Origin of the sequence: Bacillus sp. AFS055030 (assembly GCF_002574545.1) — a bacterium.
GTDB lineage: Bacteria > Bacillota > Bacilli > Bacillales > Bacillaceae_G > Gottfriedia.
Genome location: NZ_NUGT01000034.1, coordinates 1 through 13,501 on the forward strand (window position 1 = coordinate 1; position 13,501 = coordinate 13,501).

Genomic DNA, 13,501 nt, shown 5'->3' on the forward strand with positions numbered 1-13,501 from the left:
GGAAGTATCTTTCAAATTTTAGCTAGTTTACTTCCTCATGAACCTTTTATGTGGAAGTATCTTTCAAATTTTAGCTAGTTTACTTCCTCATGAACCTCTTATGAGTATGAACCTTTCAAATTATTGTTTAGATAATATATACTTAGACTTCTTTTGTTCTATATTGACAATGTTTTATTTCAACACTCTGAAAAAGTCTGTCTTTATGACGGCCTTTTGTATTTAGATAATAGACGAAAAAATTTTCTTAAGAAAAATCCTCCCCGAGTTGATCAGGAAGGATTTTTTTATCGCATATTATTATTCTTATATCACTAGTTTTCTTAGACGAGATCAAATCGATCTGCATTCATGACCTTAACCCATGCAGCTATAAAGTCACGCACAAACTTTTCTTTGTTATCGTCTTGAGCATACACTTCTACAATTGCACGTAGTACTGAATTTGAACCAAACACTAAATCTACACTAGTTGCTGTACGTACAATCTCACCTGACTTACGATCACGTCCTTCGAATACGTCTCCATCTACAGGTGTCCACTCAATTCCCATATCTAGCAAGTTTACAAAGAAATCATTAGTAAGTGAGCCTACTCGATCAGTAAACACTCCATGTTGTGTGCCATTATAGTTTGTACCTAGTACACGCAAACCGCCAATAAGAGCAGTCATTTCTGGCGCGGTAAGGCCTAATAGTTGTGCCTTATCTACTAATAGCTCTGCTGAATTTACATTATACTGCTTCTTTTGATAGTTACGGAAACCATCAGCAATTGGCTCTAGCACTGCAAAGCTTTCTATATCCGTTTGCTCCTGTGTTGCATCGCCACGTCCTGGTGTAAAAGGAACGATTACATTAAAACCTGCATCATGTGCAGCTTTTTCTACCGCGGCACTACCACCAAGTACAATTAAATCGGCCATGCTGACTTTTTTGTGTAAATGGTTTTGTATGCTTTCTAGAACACTTAGTACCTTTGCCAGTTGGTCAGGCTGATTCACTTCCCAGTCCTTCTGTGGAGCTAGACGAATTCGAGCTCCATTCGCTCCACCACGCATATCTGAGCCACGAAACGTACTTGCAGAAGCCCAAGCAGTTTTTATTAACTCGCTAATTGTTAGTTCTGAATCCAGGATCATTAATTTGATTTTTTCAACTTCTGCATCGGTTAGTTCATATTCAGAAGCAGGTATTGGATCTTGCCAAATTAAAACTTCTTCTGGGACTTCTGGGCCTAAATATCTTGAACGTGGCCCCATATCTCTGTGAGTTAGTTTAAACCAAGCACGAGCAAATGCATCAGCGAACTCTTCTGGATTTTCATGGAAACGGCGAGATATCCTTTCGTATTCTGGATCAAACCGTAGTGCCATATCAGCTGTAGTCATCATGGTAGGAACACGAACGGTTGGATCTTCCGCATCTGGAGCAAGATCCTTCTCCGCAGGGTTTACGGCAAGCCACTGAAACGCACCCGCTGGACTTTTTGTAAGCCACCATTGATATCCAAACAATAAATCAAAGTAACCATTATCCCATTTTGTTGGGTTTGCAGTCCAAGCACCTTCAATACCGCTAGTGATGGTGTCACGACCTTTACCAGAGCCATAAGTACTTAGCCAACCTAAGCCTTGTGTATGAATCGGAGCTGCTTCTGGTTCTGGTCCAACATGAGCAGCGTCTCCTGCACCGTGAGCTTTACCAAAAGTATGCCCTCCAGCGATTAGCGCAACTGTTTCTTCATCATTCATTCCCATGCGAGCAAACGTTTCGCGTATGTCACGACCACTTGCAATAGGATCTGGATTCCCGTTTGGCCCTTCTGGGTTTACATAGATAAGACCCATCTGAACAGCAGCCAGTGGATTCTCAAGATCACGATCACCCGTGTAACGTTTATCCCCTAGCCATTCAGTTTCATTACCCCAGTATATATCTTCCTCAGGGTGCCAAACGTCTTCGCGACCTCCTGCAAAACCAAATGTTTTTCCACCCATTGATTCAATAGCAACATTACCTGTTAATATAAATAAATCCGCCCAAGAAATCTTGTTACCGTACTTTTGCTTAATCGGCCAAAGCAGTCGTCGGGCTTTATCAAGATTCCCGTTGTCTGGCCAACTATTAAGTGGAGCAAAACGTTGTGTACCAGTTCCTCCACCACCACGGCCATCACCTGTGCGATATGTACCTGCTGAGTGCCAAGCCATACGTATAAAGAATGGACCATAATGTCCATAATCAGCAGGCCACCAATCTTGACTGTCCGTCATTAGATTATGAAGGTCTTGTTTTAGCGCTTGATAGTCTAACTTTTTAAATGCTTCTGCATAATTAAATTCTTCATCCATTGGGTTAGATTTTCGATCATTCTGATGTAGAATGTTCAAATTTAACTGGTTTGGCCACCAGTCTTTATTTACTGTACCAGCTGATTTCGGAGTAGTAGTGCTACCGTGATTAAACGGGCACTTTGCAATGTTAGAATTGTCATTCATTTCCATATATTTTCCTCCTTAAAAGTAAATAAATTCCCAAATAATTATGTATCTTGTATTACCTTTCAAACAAGATATGATTAATTATTATGCAATCATTATATTAAACTATTACATATATTAATAGAAATAACTATCGCAAACTTGAAATTATTCAAAAAATTGTGAACGATCGATGACATGATTTTTGATTACAAATACTTAGTCCAACTTTAATAACCTTTAGTTGAATTAAAACAATCATTTTATAATAGGTTTTTGTACTTCATTTAACCAATCGTAAATAAAAGGAGCCTGATGAGAATTTAAGTTTTTGGGAATTTCATCTTTACTCAGAAAACATAATTCAATACTTTCATTATTAGATTGCAAACTTCCTACATAATCAGTTACATGAAAAATGATTTGAACACTAAAAACTTGATCTCCATTTGCATATTGAGCAAATCCATTTTCACCAGAATAGATACCAAATAATTTCACATTTCTAATAGTCAAATTAGTTTCTTCAAATATTTCCCTTTTAACGGTTCCTTCAATTGTTTCACCTATTTCTAATAAACCACCAGGTATCCCCCAAAGCGCATAATCTCTTCTACGTTGCAAAAGAATTCGCCCAAAATGATCCTCAATGATTGCGCCACAACCAACTGTTAATATCGTCTCATTTCCAACCATTTTCCTCATTGTATTAATGTAATCGTTCATAAATTTAGCCTCAACTATTTTTTTATACTTACTTCTACATTTCATACAAGACGACCTGCTATTTAATTGATAAACCATTAATTTCATGCATTAATATGTTTAAGAAAATCAAAAAATCCCACTGTAAAAAGCAAAAAAAAGCTCTTCGTATTTCGAAGAGCTTCTAACTTTTACATACCCCAAATTAATGTCCAAAGAGTACCGAAGACAATTGTTACTGCAATAAATACTGCATAGCCTAAATTGATATATAATACTCCTTTATTTTCATCTTCTTTCATATGCATGAAAACAATTAACTGAAGACCGCCTTGTAATAATGCAGTTACAATTAAAATAATTAATGATACATTAAATGGTAAATTTAAATAATAAACACTTAAAGCTATGATTGTTAGAACAAGTGATTGGATGAAGCCAACCACTTGATGCTTAGGGAATAATGCGCTCATCCAATCAGTCCTTTCACGTAAACAAAACTAAAGATAAAGATCCATACTACGTCTAAGAAGTGCCAGTATAGTGAATAAATAAATGTTTTGTTTGCTGTAGTTTCTGTAATTCCCTCACGAGAAACTTGAATTAAGATTGCAATACCCCATAACATACCGAATGATACGTGGGCACCGTGAGTACCTAATAAAACGAATAATGCTGATAATGCTCCACTACTTTGGATCGTTGCGCCTTCATGAACATAAGTAAAGAATTCTGTAATCTCTACTCCTAAGAAGATTGCTCCTAAAGCTAGTGTTAAAACTAGGAAACTCATAAAAGCTTTTTTGTGATTTAATTTTATCGCGTTAACGACTAAACCAATCGTAAAACTACTTGTTAATAGGGCAAATGTTTCTATCATTACACCTTTCATCTCAAATAATTCTTTTTGAGTAGGTGCTGAACCAGTGTTATTCGCTAAAGTGAAGTAAACTGCGAACAATGTTCCGAATAAGGCAATCTCAGCTCCTAAAAATATCCAGAAGCCTAAAATCTTATTAGAACTTTCTTCACCTAGACTATACAGAGGCCTGCTGCTCATAATGATCACCTCGTAATTTTTTCTCTGTTTCAATAACTTCTTCTTTATGGATATGGTAGCCATGATCACGTTGGAAAGAACGTGCGATTAAGCATAATGCGATAGGAACCGCAAATACAATCATTGGAACCCACCATTCAAATATTAAGAAGAAACCAAATGCCATAAATGCTGCACCTAAAATGAATGGTATACCGCTATTACTTGGCATATGAATATCTGTAATCTCGCCTTCAAGTAATGATTTACCTTCTTTTTTAGCTTTCCAGAATGGATCTAGAGAGTCAACTTTTGGAATAACTGCGAAATTATAAGGAGCGATTGGACTGCTTGTAGCCCACTCTAATGTTCTTGCATTCCATGGATCACCATTAACTTCTCTTGGTGCGTAACGTACACTGTGATAAATATTGTAAACAAGTAAAACGAATCCGATTGCTAATCCTACAGCTCCAATTGTAGCAATCATATTTAATGGTCCAAAACCTGACTCTGCACTATAAGTATAAGTACGACGAGTCATACCTTTTAATCCTAATAAGAATAATGGGAAGAATGTTACGTTAAAGCTAACAATAATTGTCCAGAACGTAATCTTACCAATTTTTTCATTTAATTTGAAACCAAATACTTTAGGGAACCAATAATAGAATCCTGCGATTACCGCAAAAACAGTACCTGGAATTAATACATAATGGAAGTGAGCAACTAAGAACATCGTATTATGATATTGATAGTCAGCACTTGCCATAGCTAACATTACCCCTGTAACCCCACCAATTGTAAAGATTGGAATAAATGCTAGTGAGTACAACATAGGAACGGTAAATTCGATCTTACCTTTTCTTAATGTAAACAACCAGTTAAATATTTTAACACCAGTTGGTATACTAATAGCCATTGTTGTAATACTAAAGAATCCATTTACGACAGATCCTTGACCCATTGTATAGAAATGGTGAACCCATACAATGAAACTTAAAGCAGAGATGGCAATCATACTGACAACCATGCTCTTATAGCCATATAAATTCTTTCTTGAGAAAGTAGATATAATTTCACTATATATACCGAATGCCGGAAGAATAACGATATAAACTTCAGGATGTCCCCAAATCCAGAATAAGTTCGCCCAAAGCATATCATTACCATGTGCCATCGTAAAGAATTGAGTACCAAACTCACGATCAAACATCATTAATGCTAAAGCTACAGTTAATACTGGGAATGCGAATACGATAATAACGTTTGTAATTAAAATACTCCAAGTAAACATTGGCATTTTCATTAATTTCAAGCCAGGAGCACGCATTTTTAAAATTGTAACGATAAAGTTAATACCAGTCATTAAAGTACCTAGACCAGCAATTTGAAGCGAGATTGCGTAATAGTTATTCCCAACTCCTGGGCTGAATTCCTTACTAGCTAGTGGGAAGTAAGCTGTCCAACCAGCATCAGGTGATCCACCGATAACAAAGCTTAAGTTTAAAAGCATTGCACCTGCAAAGAATAACCAGAAACTTACTGCATTTAAATATGGGAACGCTACGTCACGAGCTCCGATTTGTAAAGGAATAACAATGTTCATTAATCCAATAATGAAAGGCATCGCCATGAACAGAATCATAATTAAGCCGTGAGTTGTAAAAATTTCATTATAATGTTGTGCATCTAATATTTTTAAATCTGGTCCTGCTAACTGTGCTCTCATTAATAACGCATCTACTCCACCACGGAATAGCATTAATAATGCACATAGAATATACATTACACCGATACGTTTATGGTCAACAGTAGTTAACCATTCAGTCCATAAATAACCCCATTTTTTAAATTTGGTTAAACCAATAACAATAGCAAGAGATACAACAACGATACTCACCATTGCGCCATAAATCATTGGTTCACCTGTTACAAAAAAGTGATCCCATTTATAACCCATTATTTCATCCCCTCCATATTATCCATATCATGGTGATCAGATGAATCCTTCATAGAACCATGTTGATGTCCTGCTTTTGTTCCTTCTGGAGCTGGTCTAAATTCTAAATGAGTTGAAGTATATGTTTTTCTACCTAAATGCTCAATTTTTAGCAATTTATTAAACTCTTTTTCTGTTAAAGCAGGAGCTGTTTCTTTAACGTCTTTCACCCAGCCGTTAAATTCATTATCATTCATTGCTAGTACTTCAAATTCCATTCCGGCAAAGCCTTTACCATTGAAGTTACTGTTCTTACCAACAAAAGAACCTGAGTTTGATGCTACAAAATTTAATTTCGTTATCATATCACTCATTGCATATTTTTGACCACCTAATTGTGGAATCCAAAAACTTGTAATCGGACCGAATGAATAAAGTCTGAATTCTACATTTCGATTCGTTGGAATATTTACATAGTTAACAGTTTCAATTCCTTGTTCAGGATATGAGAAATGCCATTTCCAGTTTGAAGAACTTGCATAAATAACAAGTGGTTTATCATTTTCATGACCTTTTGGTACACTTTCAACTGCATTTGTTGTTTTAACTGTTACTACTGATAAAACTGCAACAATAATAATTGGGATAACAGTCCAAATAATTTCAAGTGTTTTACTTCCCTCTTCATGAGGCGGTTCGTAATCTTTAGGAAGTTTACTAGCACGATATTTATATAGAATAACAATATAAAGAATGTAAACTACTAGTAAAACTCCTAACATCATCAACATCGAGAAGATGATCGTATCCGCTTGAGTTTTAGCAACAGGACCCTTCGGATCAAGTACTGTAATCTTGTCACAAGCACCCATTACTAATGCAACCAGCATGATCATCATGCCCATTAGAAATTTTTTCATTTCGCTCTTCCTTCCTATAACGTAAGTAAAAGTTCAAAATAGTTTTTTTGAATTATTTCTTAGATAAGTATTTTTATAAATTGTCACTAAAATGACAAACAATGTCCACAGTTATAGTAAGATACTTTAATTAAAAAAACAAACAATTATTTTCCTTTTTGAAAGGAAAAAATAAGTGTTCACATTTTAGACATATTTTAAATTATCCTCTTTTCTAGAAAACCTTTATGTATCATAGGTTCAACACGATTGCTCACTTATTCACAACGTTCACATTTTAGACAAATATTAGATTTTGATTAACTTTCTTTTCTCATTTTAATACTTATATATTAGTAAATTAGTATAATAATTTTAGTGGTATTTCACAAAATAATCAGTATTTTCACACAAAAAAAATAACGCAGAATGATCTGCGTTAAAAACAGGGTTATTAATTTGGTGAAGAGAAAAACTACTGTCCTAGCATGTTTTTCTCTTCTATAGGGTTTTGGGGTTCTATGGTCGCATTTCACAATTATTATTAAATGTGTATACAAACGAAGAACTAAGAAAAACATTGGCTTATTTCTTAAATTTCTTTTATTAATCATAGAATAACACAAATGAAAATGATTATCAATACCAATTATTGTTTTTTTCTCCTCTACAGAAATAATCTACATACGATTTCATTAAGCTATTTTCTTCACTAAGAACTGTGCAATTTAGCTTCGATCTTCTAATAGTAGAAATATATCCCGCTTTCAAATTATAAATTATCACCCCCTCATTTCCTTTGTTCGCTCTACTGATTGAAAATTAAATAGTAAAATGAATTTGTTCTTTTTTATTATTATTGGAAGTATTAAAATTGTTAAAATCCATAAGATTAATCTATTCATTTAATTTCCAAAGTAATTTAAGTTATAATTGTGGAAAAAAGGTGGGATATTTATGCCTCAATTATTAATTAAAGGAATTTCGACTAATGATATTTGCAAAATTAGTACGCCGTTAATCGAAGAACTCGCAGTTGTTTGTGAATGTGGAACTGATAATTTTACGATTGATTGTATCCATTCAACTTCAATATTTAATGGTGAAATTGTAGAAAGCTTTCCATTTATTGAAGTAAAGTGGTTTGAACGTGGAGTTGAAACTAGAGATCGTTTCGCTGCGACAATCGAAAAACATATTAACACATTGAAGATCCCTGAATTTGAAATTGCTTTTATTACATATCAAGAAGATTGTTATTATATAAATGGGAAGAGATTTTCTTAATAGTATTTTAAAATAATTTAGATCAGCTACTATGCTGATCTTTTTTTTTGGAAAAATTCATATTTCCGGGGCATTTGTACCTATAGGAATATGTCATTTCGGGACATTTCAACTATGTGGACAAATATACAAACTAAAAAAAATGGTTAACTGACTAAGTACATGATTACTAAAATTGAATATTAGTATATTAATCGGACAAGTAGGACACAAAAAAATGCTACCGATTAGAGAAAGGTGAATGAAAATGAATTTTGAAATTGCAATGACTGCATTTGTTTTCATAATGACAATGGCTGTCATATTCTGGAGACCAAAAGGAATTCATGAAGCATGGCCTGCTTCGATTGGAGCAATAATCATTCTACTAACTGGAGTTGTTAGTCGACACGATTTATATGACATCATAACGAAAATCGGCGGTGCTTCAATTACAATTATCGCAACAATTGTTATGGCTGTTATTTTAGAAAGCTTCGGGTTCTTTCATTGGTCAGCTGCACGTCTAGTTATATTGTCGAAAGGTTCAAGTTATCGATTATATTGGTACATTCAATTACTATGTTTTTTAATGACATTACTTTTTAATAATGATGGTAGTATCCTTATTACAACACCAATTCTAATGATACTTTTAAAAAATCTACGTTTGAAACCACATCAACAAATACCCTACCTATTATCAGGTGCATTAATTGCAACTGCTTCGAGTGCTCCAATAGGCGTAAGTAATATCGTTAATTTAATCGGTTTAAAAATTGTCCATATGCCACTATATATGCAACCTTTAATGATGTTTGTACCTACAATGTTAGGATTATTATTTATGTCAATCATGATGTATTTCGTGCTAAAAAGTAAATTCCCAGAAGTCTTACCTGCTTCAACAAATGATATTGAAGAATCCTTTTTTATTAAAAACTTTCATCCTTTAAAAAGTAAAATCTCTGTTGAAACAAAAAGAAAAAGAACAAAGTTTATGCTAAAAATATTAACTTTCGTATTTGTTATGAGATGTTTACTGTTTGTTGCATCTTTTATTTCAGTTCCTATTGAGATTGTTGCAGTACTTGGTTCTCTCGTTTTACTTATATGGAGATGGTACCATTTAAGAACAAATCCTGTTGATATCTTAAAAAAGACTCCATGGCAAATTCTTTTATTTGCATTCTCAATGTATGTAATAATTTATGGACTTCACAATGCTGGTCTAACTGATTTTATTGTAAAAGAAATTGAACCAATCGTTAATCAAGGACTTTTCAATGCCACTTTGGCAATGGGTGGATTAGTAAGTGTTTTATCAAATCTTTTTAACAATCACCCAGCCCTTATGATTGGTACAATCAGCCTAACTGAAATGGGACTAGACCCTGTGACACTAAAGGCAATCTATCTTGCTAATATAGTTGGTAGTGACATAGGATCGCTATTGTTACCAATCGGAACATTAGCATCATTAATTTGGATGCACATTTTAAGAGAAAATAAAATTAAAGTAAAATGGAAGGATTATTTAAGCGTCACTATAATTGTGATCCCATTAACAACTATTATTTCATTAATATTATTATTTTATTGGATACAATTATTTTTTGCTTAATAATTTAATACCCTTTAGGAGGAGATCAACGTGAGTGATGTATCGACATTGCTTGGAGAACAAGTCTCAGTAAGATTATCTGGGGATGTCATATTCGAAGGCATTCTTACTGATTTAGGACAAGATATTTTAGTGCTTTTTAACGGCATAAAATATTATTATATTCCTTGGATGCATATCCATATGGTTTATCAAAATAATGATATAAAAGAAAAAATAGATAACCCTATTGAACCATCCATTACGCAAGAAATGGAATCAATTTCTTATCGTAAAATATTACTAAATGCTAAAGGAATTTTTTCAGAAATCTATGTAACTGGTAATATAACTTTTCATGGTTATATTATGAACGTATTAAATGATTATCTTGTATTTTACTCACCTGTATTTCATACAATGTATATTTCTTTATCACATTTAAAATGGATCACACCGTATAACCATAAAGTGGTGCCATATAATTTAACAAATGAGACACTAGCAGTACATCCACCTACTACGCCTTTACACAGGTCTTTTGAAATTCAGCTTAGAAAAGAAATTGGAAAGCTTGTTATTTTTGATGGTGGAACAGATCCAATGAAGATTGGGCTTTTAAATAAAGTAGATAATAATCAAATAGAACTTTCTGTTGCGAGTGGACAAAATGTTTATTTAAGACTAGGGCATATTAAATCTGTACACTTACCATAGCTGGAAATAACCTTTGATACAAAATGTATTTAAAGGTTTTTTTTAAGGTTAAATTCATAATTGCTCTAAAGAAAAAAAGCCCCATACAATACTTGGGGCTCTTAATCTTCTAATCTTTATTTACATATATTGATCCATTCTTCGTTTTTAAATTAAGTTGATGATCACCATTTCCAACTTTCGCCTTATTTGTATGATTTTCATCTTTATTTTTTAGTTCCCATCCAATATTACCATTAAAACTACCATCATGTGTTTTTGCATTGATCGTTAGATTGTTATCCTTTAGTAGGTCGATTTGAATTTCACCATCATCAGAACTAATTTTACTATTACCATTTAACAATGCATTATCAACATTAATTGAACCATTTTTTGTTTTTGCGATAACTTTTCCTTTATAATCACTTAGGTTAATTTCTCCATCATAAGTTATTATTTCACTTGTTCCTTCTATATTTGCATGTTCAATCGAAATGCTACCATCTCTTGTAGTGGAATTTAAATAACCAGCAATATTTTTGATGATAATTTCACCATCTTTCGTTGCAATTTCACTATCACTTTTCAGATTTGCATTCGTTAAGCTGATTGAACCATCTCTAGTTTTTGCAACTAAGTTTCCTGATACATTTTCAATATTGATTTGACCGTCATTTGAATTTATGACTGTTTTATTGTCTTTATTTGATAAATTTACTGAGCCATTATTTATATTTATATTCGCAATAATGCTTTTAGGCAAATCAATAGTTAGCTGTGAACTGTCATTACCAAAGTGAAAAATCTGATTGTCATCATTACGTATCTCGATAATCATTTTATCACCTAATGTTTTTACTGAATAATAATCTGATAAATTATCACTATCTTTTTTATCACGATCTGGAACTCTTATATTACCATTTACGTTTACTTCATTAGAATCTATTCCATTTACACTGATTTCACTATTATTAGCTTTAATCATCACTTCATTAATTTGTGAAGTTATCTTTTTTGATTCATTTATTTCAATATTTTTTGTTTTGAATGTATATCCTATTTCTTTGGCAAACAAATGACCAATACTAAATAGTAATGAAGCAACCATCATTACGATAAGTAAAAAAATACTAAATCCATGAAAACGAAGTGAGTCTTCTTTTCTTACTAAATGGAATAGTAATATTTCAATTCCTAATAAAATACAAGCAACCGGCCATGCATTCATTAGAATCTTTGAATAAGGGATTGAAATAAAATTTTGTAAAAACCATAATAACCCAATTGCAATTAATATGATGCCCGCTGTTATCGTGCCAACTTTCCAATTTCTCATACTTCTTTCTTCGACTTTCCTGTTAATAATTTAATGCCAAGACCGACAAATACAATACTGATTAGTAAATTTTGTACTAAATTATAGTCAATAAAGATATTGTAATATCTAGAAATATAATCAGAAGCGTTCTCTAATAAAGATAAACAACCAAAACCAATTAAAACCCAACCAATTAAAAACTTATTAAATTTAAATTGATGATTTACGATTGGTACATCTACCAATTCAATGTCCTCACGATATTTACTATGATATTGAAGAGCATCAAAGTAGCTATAAAATACGATTACTGGTATAAAAAATCCAAAGCTTGAAATTAAATGTGTTAAAAATACTGTACCGAAAAATAACAGCATAAATTGCAATCCTCGACTCATTAATCCTAAATAAAAATGGCCAAGACCAGGTAAGATTGATAATAAATAAACTAATTTTTTACGTTTTTTCAAAGTTTGTACCTCCATTATTTTTTATTTCCTTTCAAAATTTTTGGAATTGGAATTGATAGTTTAATTTCTTCACTTTTTTCAATTAAAGAAGACGTCTGATCAATCGTTTGTACAACGTGTCGATTCGAATTCGTTATTCGCTCAGTTAATTGAAATTGGAAGAATAAAAATGTTGCTGCAGCAGCCAATACTAAATGAATGAAGCGCACCTTTTTTGAATTAGTTTTGGATTTCTTTTCGTACGTTTTTTCCGTAATCTGTATAGATTCAGTTTGTTTCATTATTTCGTTCACTAGCTCATCTGAAAAATTGATCTCAGGTGGACTCATCCATTCCATGTCTAATTCATTTAAAAGTTCAAGTTCCGCCTGACATGAGCTACATTCATTTAAGTGCTGTTCAAGCAAAAGAGATTCCTTATTTGAAAGCATCTTTTGTTGATACGATAATAGTTGATCAGAAGTTAAATGTTTCAAATGATCCCTCCTTTATGCTTGTCTTTAATTAATCGTTTAGCTCGATATAAACGTGATTCTACAGTTTTAACGGCCACATTTAACTTCAAAGCTATTTCCCCATAAGTAAGTTCTTCAAAATAATATAATTTCAATACATCGCTATATGCCTGTGGCAATTCAATTAAATATGAATGAATAAGTTCTTTATCAATCGTTTTCATTAAAGATTCCTCTGGTGATAATATATTCTCTTCTGGTAAAGTAGAAAGTAATTCACTAGTTTCATTTTCCTGTTGTTTTACTTGTTTTCTTTTAAAATCAATTGCTTTATTCATTGTAATTCGATAAATCCATGTGGCCAAACTAGAATCTCCGTTAAAGTTTTCGAGAGAACGATACAATTGGAGAAAGACTTCTTGCGAAATATCTTCAGCATCCTTTTGATTATTTGAAACTTTCAGTGCTACTGCAAATACCTTTGATTGGTATCTTACTATTAATTCCTTAAATAGTTGATGATTCCCCTTTACTATATTCCTTACTATTTGTTCATCCGACTCCATTGCATCACCTCTTTTCCTCTTCCATAACTTTAGACGAAGACAAATTTATAAAC

General features: G+C 32.8%; 13 protein-coding genes. 3 read left to right on the forward strand and 10 right to left on the reverse strand.

Translation table 11 applies throughout. The features are described from left to right. Positions 1-323: 323 nt before the first annotated feature. The 6 genes from katG to qoxA form a co-directional block, all read right to left on the reverse strand. Positions 324-2,507, reverse strand: a complete 2,184-nt coding sequence (gene katG / locus CN925_RS13935; protein WP_098846828.1) for a catalase/peroxidase HPI — start codon at positions 2,505-2,507, stop codon at positions 324-326. 234 nt (positions 2,508-2,741) lie between these two features. Then, entirely contained in the window at positions 2,742-3,209 is a 468-nt protein-coding gene (locus CN925_RS13940; protein WP_098846897.1) for an NUDIX hydrolase, read from the reverse strand. Between the two features lie 170 nt (positions 3,210-3,379). Further along, entirely contained in the window at positions 3,380-3,661 is a 282-nt protein-coding gene (gene qoxD / locus CN925_RS13945; protein ID WP_098846829.1) for a cytochrome aa3 quinol oxidase subunit IV, read from the reverse strand. Then, the gene (locus CN925_RS13950) at positions 3,658-4,257 is read right to left on the reverse strand and encodes a cytochrome c oxidase subunit 3 (protein ID WP_483295200.1); all 600 of its coding nucleotides are present in this window, start codon (positions 4,255-4,257) and stop codon (positions 3,658-3,660) included. The genes qoxD and CN925_RS13950 overlap by 4 nt, the downstream gene beginning before the upstream one ends. Next, positions 4,226-6,190 carry a cytochrome aa3 quinol oxidase subunit I gene (qoxB, locus tag CN925_RS13955; protein ID WP_098846831.1) on the reverse strand — a complete coding sequence of 655 codons (1,965 nt, stop codon included), beginning with the start codon at positions 6,188-6,190 and terminating at the stop codon, positions 4,226-4,228. Before qoxB ends, CN925_RS13950 begins: the two co-directional genes overlap by 32 nt. Beyond that, positions 6,190-7,089 (reverse strand): cytochrome aa3 quinol oxidase subunit II, encoded by a 900-nt coding sequence (gene qoxA / locus CN925_RS13960; RefSeq protein WP_098846832.1) that lies wholly within the window; start codon positions 7,087-7,089, stop codon positions 6,190-6,192. The genes qoxB and qoxA overlap by 1 nt, the downstream gene beginning before the upstream one ends. A gap of 936 nt (positions 7,090-8,025) precedes the next feature. On the opposite strand from qoxA, the gene CN925_RS13965 reads away from it, so the two are divergent. The 3 genes from CN925_RS13965 (at position 8,026) to CN925_RS13975 (ending at position 10,654) form a co-directional block, all read left to right on the forward strand. Further along, on the forward strand, positions 8,026-8,355 hold the full coding sequence (locus CN925_RS13965) for a DUF1904 family protein (RefSeq protein ID WP_098846833.1): 330 nt from the start codon (positions 8,026-8,028) through the stop codon (positions 8,353-8,355). 247 nt (positions 8,356-8,602) lie between these two features. Then, a complete protein-coding gene (locus CN925_RS13970; protein ID WP_098846834.1) occupies positions 8,603-9,958 on the forward strand; it encodes an arsenic transporter in 1,356 nt (451 codons plus the stop codon). A 30-nt stretch (positions 9,959-9,988) separates the two neighbouring features. Beyond that, positions 9,989-10,654 carry a DUF2642 domain-containing protein gene (locus tag CN925_RS13975; protein WP_098846835.1) on the forward strand — a complete coding sequence of 222 codons (666 nt, stop codon included), beginning with the start codon at positions 9,989-9,991 and terminating at the stop codon, positions 10,652-10,654. A gap of 109 nt (positions 10,655-10,763) precedes the next feature. Here the strand turns inward: CN925_RS13975 and CN925_RS13980 are convergent, their stop codons facing one another. From CN925_RS13980 to CN925_RS13995, 4 genes are read right to left on the reverse strand one after another with little or no spacing between them, the layout of a single operon-like run. Then, a complete protein-coding gene (locus tag CN925_RS13980; protein ID WP_098846836.1) occupies positions 10,764-11,975 on the reverse strand; it encodes a DUF4097 family beta strand repeat-containing protein in 1,212 nt (403 codons plus the stop codon). Beyond that, a complete protein-coding gene (locus tag CN925_RS13985; protein WP_142339235.1) occupies positions 11,972-12,427 on the reverse strand; it encodes a hypothetical protein in 456 nt (151 codons plus the stop codon). The genes CN925_RS13980 and CN925_RS13985 overlap by 4 nt, the downstream gene beginning before the upstream one ends. Positions 12,428-12,441: 14 nt before the next feature. Further along, positions 12,442-12,903, reverse strand: coding sequence for an anti-sigma factor (locus CN925_RS13990; protein WP_098846838.1), 462 nt, complete (start codon positions 12,901-12,903; stop codon positions 12,442-12,444). Then, a complete protein-coding gene (locus CN925_RS13995) occupies positions 12,900-13,448 on the reverse strand; it encodes an RNA polymerase sigma factor (protein WP_098846839.1) in 549 nt (182 codons plus the stop codon). Before CN925_RS13995 ends, CN925_RS13990 begins: the two co-directional genes overlap by 4 nt. Positions 13,449-13,501: the final 53 nt, after the last annotated feature.

Coding starts and splice junctions, on each gene's coding strand:
- katG (WP_098846828.1), bottom strand. CDS start 2,507: ATGGAAATGAATGACAATTCTAACATTGCAAAGTGCCCGTTTAATCAC.
- CN925_RS13940 (WP_098846897.1), bottom strand. CDS start 3,209: ATGAACGATTACATTAATACAATGAGGAAAATGGTTGGAAATGAGACG.
- qoxD (WP_098846829.1), bottom strand. CDS start 3,661: ATGAGCGCATTATTCCCTAAGCATCAAGTGGTTGGCTTCATCCAATCA.
- qoxB (WP_098846831.1), bottom strand. CDS start 6,190: ATGGGTTATAAATGGGATCACTTTTTTGTAACAGGTGAACCAATGATT.
- qoxA (WP_098846832.1), bottom strand. CDS start 7,089: ATGAAAAAATTTCTAATGGGCATGATGATCATGCTGGTTGCATTAGTA.
- CN925_RS13965 (WP_098846833.1), top strand. CDS start 8,026: ATGCCTCAATTATTAATTAAAGGAATTTCGACTAATGATATTTGCAAA.
- CN925_RS13970 (WP_098846834.1), top strand. CDS start 8,603: ATGAATTTTGAAATTGCAATGACTGCATTTGTTTTCATAATGACAATG.
- CN925_RS13980 (WP_098846836.1), bottom strand. CDS start 11,975: ATGAGAAATTGGAAAGTTGGCACGATAACAGCGGGCATCATATTAATT.
- CN925_RS13995 (WP_098846839.1), bottom strand. CDS start 13,448: ATGGAGTCGGATGAACAAATAGTAAGGAATATAGTAAAGGGGAATCAT.